Source organism: Paenibacillus sp. NPDC058898, from assembly GCF_049316025.1.
Lineage (GTDB): Bacteria > Bacillota > Bacilli > Paenibacillales > Paenibacillaceae > Paenibacillus_AQ.
Map to the genome: position 1 here is coordinate 120,844 of NZ_JBMOSM010000014.1, position 18,414 is coordinate 139,257.

15 protein-coding genes are annotated in these 18,414 nt (G+C 49.8%); 7 read left to right on the forward strand and 8 right to left on the reverse strand.

Going from position 1 to position 18,414, the window contains the following annotated elements; translation table 11 throughout:
• Positions 1-70 precede the first annotated feature (70 nt).
• Positions 71-1,378, reverse strand: coding sequence for an ABC transporter substrate-binding protein (locus ACOZB4_RS28090; protein ID WP_379412927.1), 1,308 nt, complete (start codon positions 1,376-1,378; stop codon positions 71-73).
• A gap of 201 nt (positions 1,379-1,579) precedes the next feature.
• Positions 1,580-2,512 (reverse strand): AraC family transcriptional regulator, encoded by a 933-nt coding sequence (locus ACOZB4_RS28095; RefSeq protein WP_379412930.1) that lies wholly within the window; start codon positions 2,510-2,512, stop codon positions 1,580-1,582.
• A 182-nt stretch (positions 2,513-2,694) separates the two neighbouring features.
• Between ACOZB4_RS28095 and ACOZB4_RS28100 the strand changes: the two genes are divergently transcribed.
• Positions 2,695-3,888 carry an acyltransferase family protein gene (locus ACOZB4_RS28100; RefSeq protein ID WP_379412933.1) on the forward strand — a complete coding sequence of 398 codons (1,194 nt, stop codon included), beginning with the start codon at positions 2,695-2,697 and terminating at the stop codon, positions 3,886-3,888.
• A 154-nt stretch (positions 3,889-4,042) separates the two neighbouring features.
• Here the strand turns inward: ACOZB4_RS28100 and ACOZB4_RS28105 are convergent, their stop codons facing one another.
• Positions 4,043-4,828: a YheC/YheD family protein gene (locus ACOZB4_RS28105; protein WP_379412936.1), complete on the reverse strand. Its 786-nt coding sequence runs from the start codon at positions 4,826-4,828 to the stop codon at positions 4,043-4,045.
• Between the two features lie 165 nt (positions 4,829-4,993).
• Between ACOZB4_RS28105 and ACOZB4_RS28110 the strand changes: the two genes are divergently transcribed.
• From ACOZB4_RS28110 to ACOZB4_RS28120, 3 genes are read left to right on the forward strand one after another with little or no spacing between them, the layout of a single operon-like run.
• Positions 4,994-6,241, forward strand: coding sequence for a CoF synthetase (locus ACOZB4_RS28110; RefSeq protein WP_379412938.1), 1,248 nt, complete (start codon positions 4,994-4,996; stop codon positions 6,239-6,241).
• 9 nt (positions 6,242-6,250) lie between these two features.
• Complete coding sequence (gene sbnA, locus ACOZB4_RS28115; RefSeq protein ID WP_379412941.1) at positions 6,251-7,255, forward strand: 2,3-diaminopropionate biosynthesis protein SbnA; 1,005 nt, start codon at positions 6,251-6,253, stop codon at positions 7,253-7,255.
• Positions 7,239-8,210: a 2,3-diaminopropionate biosynthesis protein SbnB gene (locus ACOZB4_RS28120; RefSeq protein ID WP_379412943.1), complete on the forward strand. Its 972-nt coding sequence runs from the start codon at positions 7,239-7,241 to the stop codon at positions 8,208-8,210. Before sbnA ends, ACOZB4_RS28120 begins: the two co-directional genes overlap by 17 nt.
• A gap of 76 nt (positions 8,211-8,286) precedes the next feature.
• Here ACOZB4_RS28120 and ACOZB4_RS28125 read toward each other — a convergent pair whose 3' ends face one another.
• Positions 8,287-10,551 carry a helix-turn-helix domain-containing protein gene (locus ACOZB4_RS28125; RefSeq protein WP_379415926.1) on the reverse strand — a complete coding sequence of 755 codons (2,265 nt, stop codon included), beginning with the start codon at positions 10,549-10,551 and terminating at the stop codon, positions 8,287-8,289.
• Positions 10,552-10,914: 363 nt separating this feature from the next.
• On the opposite strand from ACOZB4_RS28125, the gene ACOZB4_RS28130 reads away from it, so the two are divergent.
• The 3 genes from ACOZB4_RS28130 to ACOZB4_RS28140 are packed head-to-tail and all read left to right on the forward strand — an operon-like array spanning position 10,915 to position 14,356.
• Positions 10,915-11,805, forward strand: a complete 891-nt coding sequence (locus ACOZB4_RS28130; RefSeq protein ID WP_237566323.1) for an ABC transporter permease — start codon at positions 10,915-10,917, stop codon at positions 11,803-11,805.
• 16 nt (positions 11,806-11,821) lie between these two features.
• On the forward strand, positions 11,822-12,703 hold the full coding sequence (locus ACOZB4_RS28135; RefSeq protein WP_076322931.1) for a carbohydrate ABC transporter permease: 882 nt from the start codon (positions 11,822-11,824) through the stop codon (positions 12,701-12,703).
• Positions 12,704-12,736: 33 nt separating this feature from the next.
• Entirely contained in the window at positions 12,737-14,356 is a 1,620-nt protein-coding gene (locus ACOZB4_RS28140) for an extracellular solute-binding protein (RefSeq protein WP_339292582.1), read from the forward strand.
• A gap of 145 nt (positions 14,357-14,501) precedes the next feature.
• Here the strand turns inward: ACOZB4_RS28140 and ACOZB4_RS28145 are convergent, their stop codons facing one another.
• The 4 genes from ACOZB4_RS28145 to ACOZB4_RS28160 are packed head-to-tail and all read right to left on the reverse strand — an operon-like array spanning position 14,502 to position 18,348.
• Positions 14,502-15,461 carry an aldose 1-epimerase gene (locus ACOZB4_RS28145; protein ID WP_379415921.1) on the reverse strand — a complete coding sequence of 320 codons (960 nt, stop codon included), beginning with the start codon at positions 15,459-15,461 and terminating at the stop codon, positions 14,502-14,504.
• Positions 15,462-15,504: 43 nt separating this feature from the next.
• Positions 15,505-16,509, reverse strand: a complete 1,005-nt coding sequence (locus ACOZB4_RS28150; protein WP_379415918.1) for a Gfo/Idh/MocA family protein — start codon at positions 16,507-16,509, stop codon at positions 15,505-15,507.
• Positions 16,510-16,534: 25 nt separating this feature from the next.
• The gene (locus ACOZB4_RS28155) at positions 16,535-17,374 is read right to left on the reverse strand and encodes a carbohydrate ABC transporter permease (RefSeq protein WP_213645922.1); all 840 of its coding nucleotides are present in this window, start codon (positions 17,372-17,374) and stop codon (positions 16,535-16,537) included.
• Positions 17,371-18,348, reverse strand: a complete 978-nt coding sequence (locus ACOZB4_RS28160; protein ID WP_179090637.1) for a carbohydrate ABC transporter permease — start codon at positions 18,346-18,348, stop codon at positions 17,371-17,373. The genes ACOZB4_RS28155 and ACOZB4_RS28160 overlap by 4 nt, the downstream gene beginning before the upstream one ends.
• Positions 18,349-18,414 lie beyond the last annotated feature (66 nt).

An 18,414-nucleotide genomic window follows, 5' to 3' on the forward strand; every position in this document is an offset into this window, starting at 1 on the left:
TCCGCTTCAAGTATTTAGTATGCAGCCCCGCCCAATGCATCGCTGCATTGGACAGATCCTGCTTAGCTCATCATTTCACCAGAGGCTGAATCTTTGCCTTTACCTTGTCCAAGCCTTCCTCCATGCTGACGGTACCTCGGAGGATAGCATCATATTGCGCGCTGAACTCCGTCATGTATTCGTTCGCGTAGGAGGAAGCCGGGAAGGACCTCAGGTTTTCGCTTCCCGAATAGTCGAGGAATTCCTTGAATCCGGGCACATCTTCATAGAGTGGATTGGAGAAAGCAGAGTTTCTCGTTGGGAGATTCCCAAGGGCGGCCGTAAATTCGGCCATTTGCTCCGGTTCGGTCATCCATTTAATGAATTTCCAGGAAGCGTCCGGGTTTTTGACGCCTTTTGGGATATAGAATACGCTGGTAGTCACATTTCCGGAGTTTTGAAGTTCCGGGTTGTTCTCATCATAAGGAATCGGGGCAATTCCGTAATTCAGATCAGGCGAGTATTGTTTGATGAAGGTGGGCAGCCACTCTCCATCGATCGTCATCGCATACTTGCCCGAGAAGAACGGATTCTGTGCTGACATGTATTGGCCAAGCCCGGAAGAGAATCGATCCAGATTATCGGAACCGTATTGATCCCAGATCTCCTTCGAGAGCTTAATGGCTGATTGGATTCCGGGATGGTCCGGCGTCACCTGCTGGGCTGCTTCATCATAAAACGATCCGTTAAAGGCATAGCTGAACGTATACGCATCCATTCCGGGCCACAATCCGAGTCGCTGGAGGCGCCCGCCATCCTCGACGATGCTCAGCTTTTTGATATATTCTTTAAGCTCGCTTATCGTTTCCGGTGGACCGTCATAACCGGCTTCCTGCAAAATATCCTTGTTGTAGAACAGCATGGATACATGCATGGCCGTCGGGATCGCATATGTCCTGCCTTCATGCTGGGAAGTGCTTAGGGCAGCCGGCACGAAGTCTTTAAGATCCAAGCCGTCCTTCGTTATATAATCATCCAGCGGCATCATGGCGCCGCGCAGCCCCCATGGCACGACATTTTGTCCGAATTGGGATGCGATGTCCGGAGGATTGCCCCCGGTAATCGCGGTAAGCTGTTTCTGATAGTCGCTTTGGGATAGGCCTTTTACTTGAATGTCGGGATTGGCCGAGTTCCACTTGGCAATCAATCGTTCCAGCGCTTCCGCTTCCGGTCCGGTCCATCCGTACCAGAAGTCGAGCGTTACGGCATCCTGGGCAGGCGGATTATCGGATGGCTTGTCACCAGCATCACTGCCCGATTGCGGCGGATTACCGCCAGAGCATCCTGTTGCGATAGAGAACAATAGAATAAGACTCCATATCAAATGTTTCTTCTTCATTCCTCTTCCTCCCCTTGAGCAATCGTGTACAATCGTGTAATCGTAATCGAAGTTCTATCAATTCCCTCCCCAAAACAGTTGACTAAACAACCGGCCCTGATCCAGTTATTTGTAAGAATTATGGATATCGTAGCATGTAAAAAAATCATTTCATTTCACTATCGTGTTCAAAAATAGGATTATCGTATGGCATTAAACGTTCTATTTGATCGCTTGTTTACGAAAGTCGGTGGGGGAGATGCCCGTGTATTTTTTGAAGATTCTGCAAAAATAGGAGAGTTCATTAAATCCGGTGGAGTAGCAAACATCCGTAACGGTTAACTCCGGCTGCTTCAGCATCATCATGGCCTGCAGAATCCTCAGGTCGGTGAGATACCGGTTGAATGTTTTGCCTGTCCATTCTTTGAAGAGGATGCAGAACGTGGACCTTGATAAATTTGAAAGGTTGCATAGATCATTCAGATTCATATCTTCCTGGTAGTGGTTATGGATATGATCAACGACTCTTGTCATGATTCCCCGGTATTTCTCTGATTTCTCGAACCCTTCTCTGAGCAGTTCACCGTTGACCTGCCGTACCAGAATCGAGAGGAGGACAAGCAGTTTCGCTTTGAGCGAGATTTGAAAAAAAGGGGTTCGTCTCTCGTATTCAATCAGCATGTCCTTCAAGACATTTTGGACCGTTACGTCGGTAACGCTGTCCAGCGTTATTTTGGATTGGGCGTTCATTTCCTTGCGCAGAAAGTATTCCAGAAACCCCACATCGAAAAAAGTATGATCTGTTGGCATTTCCTGAAATCTCTCGTTCACGAAGACTGGCATAAATTCGCATCCGTAAATCTCGATGTCCTCATCGGGTGAAATGCTGACGCTGTGCAGGGTAAACGGAGGTATAACAAAAATATCGCCCTTGGAGATCTCGTACGCCTCTTGATTAACGGTGTGTTGGAATGCTCCTTTCGCCACATACCAAATCTGAAAATAATCATGACAATGCGTCCATAAGCTCTGTTGATAGGTCAATTTATACATTTTGCACGGAAGACCTTCCAACATTTCCATCTTTGAGTTAAAATAAACGACACCTGATCCCGTTAGTTCTTCAATATCAACCTGACTCCAATAAATACTCAATGTTTTACCCTCCCCTATTGATTTCCTTCGATTTAAGAAAACGCTTTCAGTTTATGAGTCAGCCATTTTCTTAAAGATGATTATCCCTGAAAAACGAATCGTGTACAGCATTCCTCTTCCTGCCCTTTGAAATATGTTTCGCATTCGCAAACATCCTATTTCTAGGGGAATGTGGGGTTGTTATGAAAATTGTATATTTGGATGGTTTGAGAGGTTTAGCTGCCTTGATTGTGGTTGTGTCTCATTTTTTTCAGGTGTTTGCACCGTCTGTTTTTGAGGGGAGGAAGGAGATCGAGCATTTCGCTTTCGAGGGGATTGCCGCGCGAACACCGTTCAATCTGCTGTTTAACGGCAACTTTTCCGTCTGTCTGTTTTTTGTGTTGAGCGGATATGTGCTCAGCTATCGTTTTTTTCAAACCGGGGACAGGCTCATCATTTATTCGTCTGCTATTCGCCGCTATTTTCGTTTGGCCGCACCCGCCTTGGTATCCGTCTTCCTGGCTTATCTGATCATCGTGTTGGATCTCGGAGCATACGACAAAATACGCGGAATGACGTTATCTTCGATGCCTGATCCGTTTATGGCTAGCGACAATCTGCTGGTCATGCTGAAGGAAGGCTTGTTTCATACCTTTTTCACGTATGGATCGCAGTATAATCCTGTACTCTGGACCATGACATATGAGCTGTTCGGATCGTTTCTGATTTTTGGGTTTCTTGTCCTGTGTGGGAGACGGGTGATCCGTTATGCTGCATATGTTCTCCTGATCTACGTCTTCAACGATTCTTACTACCTGGGATTCATGCTGGGGATGCTGCTCGCAGACTTGAAGCATAGTGATCGGGATTGGCTGTCTTACTTCAATGCACCATGGATGACCTTCATATGGATCACGGTTGGCATTTATCTTGGCTCCTATCCATACTTGGATCCGGAGGGAACGATCTATTCTATTCTCGTGTGGGAATCGGATGGATTCGAATTTTTTGCATTTTATCATGTGATCGGGTCGTTTCTGATTCTGATAGCCCTGCTGAATTCGAGATGGCTGCAAGCGTTGTTTCATCATAAGTTATTTGCCTATCTGGGAAAGATATCGTTCTCGCTCTATCTATTGCACTTCACGATCATCTGTACACTGGGATGCCATCTATTTCTTCTGTTCAGCACATTTCTCTCCTATGGGTGGAATGTAATCGTGACGAGTCTAATCACGGTTCCGGTGATCTTTGGCGCTGCCCATGTATTCTACCGGCTGGTGGACGTTAACGTCTTATCTTTGTTGTCGCGCTGGAGCAAGAAATGGCTTGCCAGCCGGAAGAGGAGAGCGCTCAATGCCCATGTCCCTCATGAGCAATCCGTAAAGGCAGACTAAGATTAAGGATATCAAATAAGTCCATTTATGCATGAGAAAAAACCTTCTGGTCCGCGGCCGATAGAGTTTGGGTATTTTACCTGATCCCAGGCTCGACAGGCTGCGATAACCGAAGGTTTTTTTGCTATTCCTCCTTACATGAAATGAATATGTCTTACATACCCTGCTTCGATTTTTTACAGTTCAAGGGATAGTAGCGCCCGTACGCTTTTCCATAGGACACGATTCTTTCAATGGTGTCCTTCTCTTTAAGTTTGGTGAATGGGCATGGATCGGGGAGCGTGTTCACTTCCAGTATCCAGAGCGTAAGGTCGCGATCTACTGCGAGGTCGAGTCCCAATTCGTTCAATGCAGGATAAGTATGGCTCATGTGAGCAGCCACTGCCAAGGCAATACGGTCAATCTCTTGAAGGAGTTCGTTTGTCTTCGCATCATCCGCACTTGCGCGAATAAGTCGGTCTGCGGCATAAATCGTACCGCCTTGGCTGCCGTTGGTAACCGCTTTTCTCGGATGGGCGACACGTCCAACCGTTCCGGTAGCTTCCCATTCCCCCTCCGGGTTTCTTTGAATCATGACACGAAGGTCGAAAGGGCGATGATCATATGTCAGCAAATGTATTCCTCTCTGGATCAGATAGCGCTTGCTGTCTATTTGTTTACTCAATGATCGGCACAGTTCTCGATAAGAACGACAAGTCAATGTTCTTATACCGTTTTGATACTGATATGCCGCCCCCTTTTTCTCCACGCGCATGACCCCTTTACCTTGTGAACCAGCATCGGGTTTCACATATACCATGCCGTAGCGCTCCAGCATGTCAAACAGATGTCTCCGTGAAAACAGCTGGGTGGGTGGAACGAGCTTCGCCAACTCTTGTTGGCTTTGCAGAAGTTTTGTTTTGGTCCACTTGCTCTTCACCGTGAATCGGGAGGTTTTCATAAGATGTGCCTCATTTCAGGAAGATATGGTGTTATTGTACGAAGCTGGCGGTCAAAGTGTAACCGTGCAGCTTTTTTTCTATAGGGGGAATCGAACGAAATGAAGGAAGCGACATAGACTATTGTCAGGGGTAGTGGACTCCAATCTGTCGAAGGGGGAAGCGAAGTGCGGGATTCCAACATTCTGCAGCAAGCCTTGGTCCGCTCGCGTCGTTATATGCCATGGTATGAGGGCTGGGTACGGGGGAGCATCGGAAGAGCGCTCGATGAGATGGCTCAGGAGCCGAGGTTAGAACTGGAGCATCTACCGCTGATGACGCACACCGTGCTGGAGGAGTTATACTATACGGACGACAATCCGTTGGCAGCTCGAAGTGATGTTCATTATTATCGTACTTCCGGCACGAGTTCGGGTCGGCGCAAAGCGATCTATTACTCTGAAGCCGATGAAGAGGATTATATTCGGTTTAAGCTCCAGGTGTACCGGCAGATTCTTGGATCCGGCCAATATCGATCGGCTATTGCGGATATGGGTACCGGGCACGCGGAGGCAACGTCGATCGAGGTGTTCCGCCGCTTAGGTATGAACGCCGAATCGATCCCCTTTCAGGCGCCGATTGAGCAGCATCTTGAGCGGCTCGCACTGTGCAAGCCGGAGGTGCTATATACGATGCCGTCGATACTGGATCGCATCCTGAACGCTTCGATTGACGCGACCGTATATGGCATCCGTCACGTCATACTGGTTGGCGAAATGGCTTCCCCTGCCTGGATTCAGCTTACCGCCAAACGGCTCGGAATCGGTGCAGACCATATTACGGATACGTACGGTTCCATCGAGATTGGCACGATTGCTTATTACTCCCATGAACACGGGCGATATCTTCTGACGGACGGACTGCTTGCCGAGGGAGTACGCCCGGAGCAACTGGACGCTGATCTTGAACCGCTTGTCAATCCGGAGGAATCCGTGCTCGTCCTGACATCGGGTTATCGGGAAGCTTTTCCCGCCATTCGCTATGTCACCTACGACGTAGTGCGCGATTTGCGCCCAGTGATGGTGGATGGAAGACTCCGTCAAAGCTTTAGCAGCATCGTTAAGCGAATCGGACCAGATCTGAAGCATGGAGAGAAGATCAGCATCTATGATATTGAAAATGTCGCCTTGCGCCATCTGCATGCGGGCAGCGTTCAGGTGAAGGTGGCTCATAACGCCTTGATCGTGTATATATTCCATTCCACGGCAGTGCAAGCGATATTACAGAGGATCAAGCATGATATCGAGCAGCAGATTCCCGAGATCGGTACGATGATACAGTCCGGAATCCTTGGCGAAATCCAGGTGATTCGCGGAGATGGTGAGCCAGGAGCAGGTACGACATCGGTTAAACATAAAAAAATATGGTACGAGTAAATAAGGAGAATGACCTTGGAACTTCAAGACGGGATTGCAGGCGTGATCGGTGTCACTCCATTAATCCGCCTTAGTCGATTGTTTAACAACCGTTCGTTTGATGTATACGGAAAACTGGAGTGGATGAATCCCGGAGGAAGCACCAAGGATCGACCGGCGCTTCATATGCTTCGGGAGGCCATGCGCCGCGGCGAGATCACGCCGAGCACGGTCGTCATTGAATCCAGCTCAGGCAATCTGGGCATCAGCCTGGCACAACTCTGCAACTACTTGGGGCTGCGTTTCATCTGTGTCATTGATCCGCGCACAACCGATCAGCATCGCCGCATCATTCGCAGCTTTGGCGGGGAGCTTGAACTGGTCACGGAGCCCGACAAGGAAACCGGTGAATTTCTGCCTGCACGAATAAGAAGGGTTAATGAACTGGTTCACCGTATGCCTAATGCTTACTGGACCAATCAATACGGTAATCCGGACAACTATTTGGCCCATAAAGAAACCACCATGCAGGAAATCGCTGAGCGGTTGGGCGAGATTGATTATTTGTTTTGCGGGGCTAGCTCATGCGGCACGATCCGGGGATGCAGAGAGTATATTGCGGATCGGCAGTGGTCTACCCAAGTTGTGGCTGTGGATGCAAAGGGAAGCGTTATTTTTGGAGGAGAGAAAGGTCCGCGGAAATTGCCTGGACTGGGTGCCGGCATAACGCCGGCTTTATACCACGAGGATATAGCGGACCGCATAGAGTACGTGTCGGACCTAGATTGCATACGGGGCTGCCGGGATCTGGTTCGGTACGAGTCGATTCTCGCCGGCGCTTCATCTGGCGGGGTCATCTCAGCAGTCCAGCGAATGTCGGGCAGCATCCCTGAAGGAGCGTTATGTGCGGTAATTTTACCTGATCGTGGTGAAAGGTATTTGGACACGGTGTATAACGATATATGGGTACAGCAGGAGTTTGGTGTGGACCCGGTTCTTTCTCTTTGGAGGATAGATCATGATTTATTTACATGACGGACACATACGTGAAATCGGGATGGATTGGTCAACGCTGATTCAAAAGATAGATGAAATCATCAGGATCAAAGAGAACGGGGACTGCGTTCATCCGCTAAAGCCGTATTTACGCTTTCGCGCCCCCGAGAATCGAATCATTGCCATGCCAGCTTTTGTTGGAGGAAATGTAAATATGTCCGGCATCAAGTGGATCGCAAGCTTCCCGGGCAATAGCCTGAATGGTCTGCCGAGAGCGCATAACACGATAATCCTTAATCATCCGTTGACCGGTGAGCCCGTGGCTGTCATATATAGCGGATTGCTGAATGGTTTGAGGACAGCCGCGGTAAGCGGGTTAATGCTGAAAGCCTTCATTGAAGCCAGGCGGCTCGAGAGCGTACGGATCGGTATCATTGGCTGGGGGCCAGTGGGGCAGATGCACCTCGCGATGTGCAGGGCGCTGCTGGGGGATCGCTTGGAACGTGTGCATCTATACGATCTCAAAGGCATCGATCCGGCAACCGTTCCTGAGGAGGTTCGGAACATCACAGATATTGCGGATACTTGGCAGCCTGTCTACCGAAACGCCGATGTTCTTGCCACATGCACCGTCTCGGAAGAGCGATATATCAATGAGAAGCCATCGAAGGGGATGCTGCTTCTCAATGTGTCGCTGCGGGATTATACAACAGACAGCGTAGCCGGGGTCAAGGCCATTGTTGTCGATGAATGGATGGAGGTTTGCCGTGAGAACACGGATGTGGAACAACTGCATCTGATGACGGGATTGCAGGAATCCGACGTCCTGACGCTTTCAGATATTCTATGTCGTGACGGCCTGGCGGCTTACGACGATCATGAAACGGTTTTCTTCAACCCTATGGGGTTAGCGATATTCGATATTGGCATAGCCAGTTACTATTATCACGAAGCAAAGCGATTTGGGAAAGGCATCGGGTTGGATAAAGGATAGCGATCCATATTAGAATAACAGGGCCCTTCGTTCCGCTGTATAGCGGAACGAAGGGCCCTGTTGTTAAGATAGACCTTTAACCGCTCGCATGGGTCTGCACCACATGCTGCCGGCGGTAAGCGCCCGGCGTTATGCCGGTGGCCTTCTTGAACGTCCGGTTGAAGGAAGTAATGTTGAGATAGCCGACACGCTGGCTGATCTCATTAACGGTCAAGTCTGTGCACGCCAGCAGTTCCTTCGCTTTGTTCATGCGGATGCCAAGCAGATGATCACTGAAGTTAAGACCGGTCTTCTCCTTGATATAGACGGAGAGGTAGGCGCTCGACAAGTTCAGCTTGGCTGACAAATAGTCGAGAGACAGATCATCGGCATACTGGTTATGGATGATGTTCATGAACATGGCGATGAGCGGCTCGTCGCCGGTATCCTTTTTCTTGCGAATGAGGGCGCAGGAGGCTTCGACGAGCTGACGGAATACCCCCTGGTAATCAGATAAACAATGACATTCTGCCAGCCTTGCGCTCCACCGCTTCAGGGATTGGACAGAAGTTTTATCTATCTGGGCCATCTCCATATAGCTTAGAATCTTGGAAGCGACCGAATCGGCGAAGAAACGAAATTGCGCGATGCCCGCCTCCTTACGCTGCATTGCTTCGAGCGCCTGGTCGATGATCTGCAAGGAGCGGCTGTCGCTGCCGGATTGCAGGGCGTCCAGCAGTCCTTTTTCCTGTGACGGGCTCAGATTGACGGTGGTTGGAAGAACCCGCTGCTTGGTTACCATCTGGGATTCTTCCAGGAGCTGTGCCTGCGCAGCCAGTCCTTTGACCTGATGGTAGGCTTGATTGAATTCGGACGAATGGCTCACCTGGGAACTGACGGCGATGGTGACCAGGAACAATTCCTTTTCCTCGTTTAACATGTTCTTGATTTCCAGCAGAAGATCCTCCAGGCGGGCGGCTTCCTCCCGTTTAAAGATAGATACAATCTCGTTCTTTTCGATCTGGAACGTATGAGACCCCGGATAGCGCTCAGCCGTGATCAGATGAATATGCTCCAGGATATGGCGCACAGCCTGATCGGTCTGGAGGGGGAGCTCATAAACCGGATTCATCCGGAAACGGATGTGATACAAAACCACGATAAAGCTTCCGTCATCCGACAGGAAGTCCTCCCACTCGCTGATATCGGTATTGATGCTCTTCAACTGACTGATATAAGAGTAACTGGTTAGAACCGATTTATGCTTGTTCATGCGCTCCCGTATTTCTTCCTTCTCCCGGAACAGCTCTTGAATACGGTTCTGGATCAGATCGTACTCCGTGATGGTGCCGGATTCCGGCATGGATGTACTGTTGGCTCTGTTCAGCACGGTGGTTAGAATCTGCTTCACGGGCTTGTGCAATCTGCGGCTGAGGAAATAGGAAGCGGCAAGGGCCACGCCAAGCGACAGGCAGAAGATGAGCAGCAAACCGCCGGTTAACCGGCTTAACTGAGAAGAGACATGGCTGTAAGGTACGGCCGAGACATAGGTCAGTCCGTCGGATCCGGCTTCGGCAAAATAGTAGGTTCCATCCTTCAGCACGGCTTTCTGTCCGGCTTCAAACGACGGAAGCTGATCTTGGTTCATGGAGCCTAGCGTATACAGCACTTGGCCTTCGGCATTCAGAATGGCGAGTGCACGATCAACCGACTCGCCGAAGAAGGACTGGGCAGCCTTGTCGATATCGATGAGGGCAATGACCTCATAAGGACTATCCGGCTGTTTATAGACAAAGGGCATCAGTTTTTTCTCGGACAAATCGTTGTTGATTCGATAGGTTGATGCAGGGAGGAGTTTGAAGGACTCCTGATGGCCTTCGTAGCTGCTCCAGAATGAATAAGGATACATCGAACTTGCATAGGAACGATTGAACATATAGGAAGCATCGCCGCTTCCGGATTTGCTCAGTACAAAATCAAACTCCCGAAGATAAATCAGGGTATCCTCCAGAAAGAATAACGCGTTATAAATATCGCTCCGCATCTGCATCATCACATCTCGGGCTTTCAAGTAATTCACTTCGTTTCCCGCCTGGTTGCGAAGCTGATTATTGAAGCCGATTAATTCGGATTGGTTGTATATATCAAACATCAGCACCTGAAGCCTGCTGAATTGATTGGTGAACCGTTCCGCGGAATCGTGAACGGCCTGCTGGCTGGTGTCGATGATTTCTTTTTGCAGGCTGGTCTTAAAAAGCTGGAAGATGACCATATAGAACATTCCGAATAACACGATGATGGCCAGAAAGCTCAGAAAAATCTTAAAGAATACACTGCGACTTTTATGTCTGATCCAATTCACAGCCTTCCCCCCTTTGTATTTTTCTGACGTCCAAGGTTTCACAACATTATATAGGACAAGTGTTAAGGATTGTGCCCGATTCGTGTTAATCGTTCGTAAAAAATGGATAGTCAATATTTTAGATTTTAAGCAATGCTTTAGGAAAATGGCGCTTCTGCCCAGTCATCCAATGAAAGGCGAGACATCATTAAAATGGTCAATACCCCTTATGCGTTCGGGTCGTTTATGATGCAGACGTGGACCTTGGGGACACACGAAGACGCATAGACGAAAGAGGGGGGATTGCCGATTTTACAACGTCATCTTAACACCGTGGAAGCGCATTCAAACATTCGCAAGAACAGTGCTTGGCGAAGCTGGATGATGCAGGTTCGCAGAAACTGGCAGCTTTACGCTTTATTTGCACCAGTTCTGTTATACTTCATTGTATTTCATTATGTACCCATGTATGGCGTCCAGATTGCATTTAAGGATTTTATTGCGAACAAAGGGATCATGGATAGTCCATGGGTGGGCTTCAAGCATTTTGAACGCTTTTTTGACAGCTTTTATTTTTGGCGGATTATTAAAAATACGATGGGTATCGGGTTATATGAGTTGGCGGTCGGATTTCCGATTCCAATTATCCTGGCCTTGATGATTAATGAAGCCAGATCGGGCCGGTTCCGCCGATTTGTACAAACCGTAACTTATGCACCCCATTTCTTATCTACGGTGGTCGTCGTTGGCATGATCATGATGTTCCTGTCGCCGGTCAGCGGCCTAGTCAATTCGATTATCACCTCCTTCGGCGGAGAGCCGATCGCATTCATGACGGAGCCCTCCTGGTTCAAGAGCATCTACGTGTGGTCTGGCGTGTGGCAGGGCATGGGCTGGAGCTCAATTATCTACTTGGCAGCACTTGCCGGGATTGATCCGCAGCTGCATGAGGCGGCCAAGGTGGATGGTGCGGGTTGGCTCCGGCGAATCTGGCATATTAATCTGCCGGGGATCGCACCAACGATGACCATTCTGCTCATTTTGAACATCGGTTCCGTTCTTGGCGTCGGCTTTGAGAAGATCTTCCTGATGCAAAATTCGCTCAATATGGAAGCCTCCGACGTCATCGCCACGAACGTATACCGGAGCGGTATACTGGGTGCCCAGTACAGCTTCTCGGCTGCGGTCGGCCTGTTTAACTCCATCGTCAACTTTATCATGCTGATTACCGTAAACCGGATTGCCCGAAAAGTCAGCGAGAACAGCCTATGGTAAGGAGGAATGATGGCATATGCCGCAAAGCCGCAGTGAACGAATAGCCGGTGTATTTATTTACATTATACTATCTTTTATTACACTCCTTGTACTGTATCCTTTATTTTTTGTTCTGATTGCTTCCATCAGCGCTCCGGAAACGGTGATGCGGGGGGAAGTATGGTTATGGCCGAAGGAACTGTCGTTTGTCGGCTACGAACGGTTATTTGCCAATTCGGAGCTCATGCGGGGATTTCTAAACACGCTGCTCTATACCACGACGGGCACAGCGCTGAATGTACTGATGACGATCGCGGCGGCTTATCCATTATCGAGAGCCGATTTTAACGGCCGCGGCATTTTTACGGCGATCATCGTATTCACCATGTTCTTCAGCGGGGGGATGATCCCCAATTACTTGCTGGTTAAGGAACTGGGGATGCTGGATACGATTTGGGCCATCATTATCCCTTCGGCCGTATCGGTGTGGAACATTATCATCATGCGGACCTTCTTCCAAAGCTCCATTCCGAAGGAAATGCAGGAGGCGGCGTTTATCGATGGGGCCTCTAACATGCGGGTGCTGCTGCGGATTGTGCTTCCATTATCCGGACCGATATTAGCTGTCATGGTTTTGTTCTACGCAGTGGGCCACTGGAATTCGTATTTTAGTGCGCTGATCTATTTGTCGGACCGTGCGAATTATCCGATGCAGTTGTTCCTGCGTGAAATTCTGGTTCAGGGACAAATGCAGGAGATGGTTGATATCAGTGATGATTCACTGGCACGAAGTCTAATGGATGCGGAAGCGATCAAATATGCGGCGGTCATTGTGACAAATCTGCCGATGCTGCTGCTGTATCCGTTCCTGCAAAAGTATTTTGTGAAGGGTGTTATGATTGGCGCAATTAAAGGTTGATTACGGATATTTCATGAGGAGGAATTGAATTTTATGGTGATGAGAAAATGGACTTCACTTACATTGGCAGCTGTACTGGCAGCCGGATTGCTGGCAGGCTGCGGTAGTAAAAGCGGCGAAGGTGCAGCGGATAAGGGGGAGACGCCGCAAGCCAATGTTAACGAGACCGGCATGCCGATTGTGAACGAGCCCCTTAACTTGACGTTCTTCACGGGCAAGTCGCCATCAAACGGGAGCAAATTCGAGGAAACGCTTGTATGGAAAACCTATCAAGAGATGTCGAATGTGAATGTGACCTGGAACCTCATTCCATTCGATACCCTTACAGAGAAGCGGAACCTAGCGCTGGCAGGTGGAGATTATCCGGATGTATTCTACTCCGCAAGGGTCAGCTCCGCAGAATTAACCCGTTATGGGGAGCAGGGAGTATTTATACCGCTGAATGATCTGATCGATCAATATGCACCGAATTTTAAAAAGCTGATGGAACAGTACCCTGATATTCGAAAAGGGCTGACGATGCCGGACGGTAATATTTATTCCCTGCCTTCTTTCTACGATCCTGCGCTGCTCTCCATGTTGATTGGTACACCGATATGGATTAATCAGGAGTGGCTGGATCAGCTCGGGATGAAAGAGCCGCAGACGACCGAAGAATTCTATGCGTATTTGAAGGCGGTCCAGAAAACCGATCTGAACGGTAACGGTAAGCATGATGAGATTCCATTCGCTTCAACAGGCATTACCGGAATCATCGATCACTTGAAAGGCTCTTGGGGACTTGGTACAAGTGGACTTGGCCATAAATTGGTAGACATAGATCCGGATACAGGGAAACTGCGCTTCACCAAAGCCTTGCCGGAGTATAAGGAAATGCTGCAGTTCGTCAACAAGCTGCACCAAGAGGGACTGCTCGATAAAGAGATCTTCACGATTGAGGGCGGCGCATTGAATGCGAAAGGGCAGGAGGGCCTGCTCGGTGCCACGATTGTGCCGAATCCGGAGATGGTGATGGGACGAAAAGAATACATCGGGCTCGGGGCGCTTAAGGGACCGCATGGAGATCAACTCTATTCTCATGTCAAAGTTCCGATGGTTCACGTAGGTGCATTTGCGATTACTGATAAGAACCCGAATCCGGAAGCAACGATCCGCTGGATGGATTATTTCTACGGGGATGAGGGAGCCCAGTTCTATTTCATGGGTAAAGAAGGCGAGACTTACACGAAGAACGCTGAGGGTCAACTGGAGTATGTGAAGGAGATTACGGAAAATCCAAATGGATTAACGCAGGATCAGGCGTTGGCCAAGTATTTCACTTGGCTCGGGGGCAGCTATCCGGGATTTGTGCGGGAGAGATGGTTCAAAGCCTCGGAGACACGACCTAACGCAATGGCCGCTGCTGAAAAAGCAGAGCCGTATGCCGTGAAGGAGATCCTGTACAATTTTAACTTTACGTTGGAGGAAATGGACGTCATGACCTCGATCGGTAAAGATATCGAGGATTACGTGAAGGAAATGGAAGCGAAATTCGTGAATGGTTCGGCCTCGTTCAGCCAATGGGAAGAGTATGTGAATACACTCAACAAGATGGGGATGGACCGATATATGGAGGTTTACCAGGCTGCATTTGACCGCTACCAGGCGGAGTAATCGGAAGATATGACAATCGAAAGACGCGGTTCGGGGGGTTCCGTATCGCGTCTTTTGCTAATCCAAATAATTGGTGAAACAGGTTACATGATGAAGCGGCCCGTTCAAGGAAACATCCTTGATTACGGACCGCTTCTGTTATGGTTTAATCGGATGAGGAACAGAGTTCTTCTACATGGATGGTACAGAACAGCAAGGCGGTTCTGCCGGGCTCCAGCACCTGCATGCCGGTGATTTCCGGATCCAGTTCCAGGTTGAAGGCATTGGTAGCACATGTGTAAGGCTCGGGGCATAGATAACCGCTCGCTCCATCGCCATTGTGCAGCACCCATTGCTTGAATGCGTCATCCGCACGGTATGTAACCCGGAGGCCTGCCGCCGAATCGGTTAATACCGTTTCATTACGGTCTTCCGGCATGGCAAGGAACAGATCATCGAGCGGAAACTGACTGACGGAGATGCCATCCCGTAAGCCTCTGCTGCGGAAATCATGGGCGAGCTCGCCGGTCGGCAGCACGCGGTCATTAAGGACCCATCGTTTCCCGACAGGGGCCTGCAGCGTGCAGCGTTCCTGACCGTATTCATTTCCGAAGGGAAAGCGGAAGGTGGTATGATATCCCAGTCCCCATGGAAAAGAGCTTGTGCTTTTATTGCGAATTTCCGCGGTCTGCCTGAACGAGGCCCCATCAATGCTCATACGCAGAAGGATGGTGAACTCGTGGGGAAATTGCGACAGGATCGTTGGACGGCCTCTTGAAGAGAACACGGTTTCGATCACGGCCCGATTCCCTTTTGTCCAGCAGCGTCCGACTTCCCATGCCTGGTCATGAACAAGCCCGTGCGCATGATTATGATGCTGCGGCTCGTTGATCCGGAATTGATAGGGCCGGCCTTCAAAAGTAAAACTCCCGTTTTCGATCCGGTTGGGCGGAAATAAAACAGGAATGCCATATAACAAGGGTGTCCGCTCATATTCCGTCATGGAAGGCGGCATACGCAGCAATTCCGTGTCGGATGGTTTCCACCGCAGGGAGATGACGCTGCTCCCCCAGCCCGGAACCACCGTCATGGATAAGCGATCATTCTCGGCCCTAACTGCAGGCATGTCAAGAAATGTACATCGTTCAACTGCTGGGCATGTCTCCATGTCACACCTGCTCTACTTGTCCGCTTAAGACGGAGCGATGGATGGCATGCACCAGCTTGGTATTCAACAAACCGGCAGCTGCGCCGGATTCCGGCATCGTATCCATTCGGATATGATCGACGAAGGAATGGAGCATATAATTGGGTGCTGCAGTATATTGGCCGTTGATCGGTGTACCGAGCGTATGGACATGACTGTACACGCTGCCGCCTTTACGGACCATTTGATCGGATAAATCGACATACAATGCCCCGTCTTCGCCGATGATCTCGACCTTGAAGTCGTAGATAAGCGGCATCGATTCGGGCAGCACCCAGCTGGTCGTAAATGTAGCGTGCGTGCCATCATCGAAGGACACGATCGTTTGCATGGAATCGTAGGTGTCGATCCCCATCGCGACTAATTTCTTCTTCGTGCCTACCGCGTAAACGCTCACCGGCAGAACCCCGCTTTTCAGCCATAAGGCAATATCCGTGGCATGAGGGAAAAGGAACCAGCCGGGCGTTGATTCCCCGGCCCATTTCAGCATTTTGGTGGGGACGTAGATGGTGTCATTTAAGCGGGTGTTGATGGTCAGAATGTTGCCTATGTCACCATTTTGGACCGCTTCCTTAACTGCAACGAATGGAGAATTCCAGCGATTCTCGAATGCAACGAGGCACTTAATGCCCGCCTTCTCGACCTCGGCGTACATGTCCTCGGCTTCCTCGACGGAGGTGGAGAAGGGTTTTTCAACCATGATATGAATGCCTTGCCGTGCTGCAAGCATAACGGGCTCTTTATGCAGGAAATCCGGCGTGGCAATAACGATGGCGTCCAAAGCCTCGCTTGCCAGCATATCTTCAACCTGCAGATAACCGGGAACCCCGTATTTATCCATGCTGGCGTTTCGTGTTGTTTCATAAGCATCGCTGACCGCGGCCAACTCCGCATAGGGATTTTGGCTAAGGGTATCGGCGAACATATTCCCGCGAATCCCCATGCCTACGATTCCGATTTTTATCATTGTGAACCCTCCTAGAATGGTTAAATTATTTAACTGCTCCGGCTGTCATTCCACTGACCAGATGTTTCTGCAGCAGCCAGAACGCAATCACGATCGGAAGTGTGGTTATGACGGAGCCCGCCATGAGGTAATCCCAGTTGACGACATACTGTCCTTGAAAGCTGGCGATGCCGACCGACAGCGTCCATTTGTCGTAATCGCTGATGAACGTCTGTGCAAACATAAACTCGTTCCAGCTGGTTAAGAAAGAGAAGACGCCAGTTACCACGAGCCCGGGAAGCGTGAGCGGAAGCAGGATCCGGATAAAGGTTGTCCATCGGTTGGCCCCGTCTACGCTCGCAGCTTCGTCGATGGACTGGGACACGCTGTCAAAGTAGCCTTTTAGCATCCATGTACAGAACGGTACTGCAAACGTGGTATATGCGATGACGAGACCCAGATGGGAATTCAGCAGATTGTAATCCTTCATGATCAGGTACAGCGGAATAATGAGCAGTGAGCCGGGGAGCATCTGCGTCAACAAGATGATATATCCGAGCGACATCCGTCCCCGGAAGCCGAACCGGGACATCGCATAGCCGCCAAAAGCGGAGATGACAAGGGAGAACACCGTTGTTAGCAGCGAGACTAGCGCTGTATTACCGAACCATTTCATAAAGTTGGCGCTGTCATCCGCATTGGGATTCAGCATTCCCTTGTAACCATTCCAATTAAGTTCATGTGGCAGGTACGTCAGCGGCGTGCTGTAGATTTCGGCCTGAGGCTTCAACGAAGTCAAGATCATCCATAGAAAAGGAGACACGGCAAACAACGAAATAAAAACAGCGCATACATATACTAGAATCTTGTTTGGGCCTTTGCTCATGACATTTCACCAGCCTTCGTCGCTTTCATGTACATGACGGTGAACACAATGGAGATCGCCAGCAGGATCATCCCTGCAGCGGAGGCCAGACCGAAGTCAAACGATTTGAAGCCTGCCCTGTAGATGAAGATGGTCAGTATTTCGGTTACCCGGCTCGGTCCGCCCCCGGTGAGGACGTATACGATGCCGAAATCCTTAATGGTCCAGATGATAAGCAGCAGGAACACGATGACGGATACGGGCTTCAACATCGGGAAGGTGATGCTGAGAAACTGGCGCCATTTCGAGGCACCGTCGATTTCCGCTGCTTCGTACAAGCTTTTGGATATGCTTTGCAAACCGGCCAGCAGCATGATGGCCGCGAACGGGAAGCCCTTCCATACATTGACGAACATGGCTGCCCAGAGCGCGGTGTCGGCTTCGCCGAGGAAAGCGACCGGATTGGCCAACAGGTTGAGCTTCAGCAGCAGATCATTGATCACGCCGAATTGGTAATCATACATCAGAATAAATACGAGACATGCAACGACTTCAGGTACGGCCCATGGGATGATCACCAGTGCTCTTACAAGCCCTCGGCCCTTGAAGGGAATATTCAGCAGGACGGCCGTACCGATTCCGAGCAGGAAACGCAGAGCCACCGTCACGATAATATATAGAAAGGTAATGCCTAACGATTTCAGGAAGTTCCCCGACTGGATCGCGGCTGTATAGTTGTCCAATCCTACAAAGGGATTGCCTTCGGCAATCGGTTTGGCAACCTTCCAGTACTGCACGCTCATCAGCGCCGATTTCAGAATCGGATAGAGGAGCACGAGAGCAACGGTAATGACCAGCGGTGCAATAAATAAATATGCGGCTATATTTTTTTTGAAATGTCGTTTTTCCTCTAGCCATAAACGCTTTGCCCTCGATGGTCTTTTCAATGGCAAGGGAGTTTGCCTGCTTGTCACATCCGTTCGCGTTGGATTCATTCCCCTACCTCCTTATGATGTAAGTGCCGCCCGGCCATGAAGCCAGGCGGCTTCAAACGTTTGATC

Excerpts from the sequence above, each read along its gene's own strand:
- ACOZB4_RS28090 (WP_379412927.1), bottom strand. The coding sequence starts at position 1,378 with ATGAAGAAGAAACATTTGATATGGAGTCTTATTCTATTGTTCTCTATC.
- ACOZB4_RS28100 (WP_379412933.1), top strand. The coding sequence starts at position 2,695 with ATGAAAATTGTATATTTGGATGGTTTGAGAGGTTTAGCTGCCTTGATT.
- ACOZB4_RS28105 (WP_379412936.1), bottom strand. The coding sequence starts at position 4,828 with ATGAAAACCTCCCGATTCACGGTGAAGAGCAAGTGGACCAAAACAAAA.
- sbnA (WP_379412941.1), top strand. The coding sequence starts at position 6,251 with ATGACCTTGGAACTTCAAGACGGGATTGCAGGCGTGATCGGTGTCACT.
- ACOZB4_RS28120 (WP_379412943.1), top strand. The coding sequence starts at position 7,239 with ATGATTTATTTACATGACGGACACATACGTGAAATCGGGATGGATTGG.
- ACOZB4_RS28130 (WP_237566323.1), top strand. The coding sequence starts at position 10,915 with ATGCAGGTTCGCAGAAACTGGCAGCTTTACGCTTTATTTGCACCAGTT.
- ACOZB4_RS28135 (WP_076322931.1), top strand. The coding sequence starts at position 11,822 with ATGCCGCAAAGCCGCAGTGAACGAATAGCCGGTGTATTTATTTACATT.
- ACOZB4_RS28140 (WP_339292582.1), top strand. The coding sequence starts at position 12,737 with ATGGTGATGAGAAAATGGACTTCACTTACATTGGCAGCTGTACTGGCA.
- ACOZB4_RS28145 (WP_379415921.1), bottom strand. The coding sequence starts at position 15,461 with ATGCCTGCAGTTAGGGCCGAGAATGATCGCTTATCCATGACGGTGGTT.
- ACOZB4_RS28150 (WP_379415918.1), bottom strand. The coding sequence starts at position 16,509 with ATGATAAAAATCGGAATCGTAGGCATGGGGATTCGCGGGAATATGTTC.
- ACOZB4_RS28155 (WP_213645922.1), bottom strand. The coding sequence starts at position 17,374 with ATGAGCAAAGGCCCAAACAAGATTCTAGTATATGTATGCGCTGTTTTT.
- ACOZB4_RS28160 (WP_179090637.1), bottom strand. The coding sequence starts at position 18,348 with ATGAATCCAACGCGAACGGATGTGACAAGCAGGCAAACTCCCTTGCCA.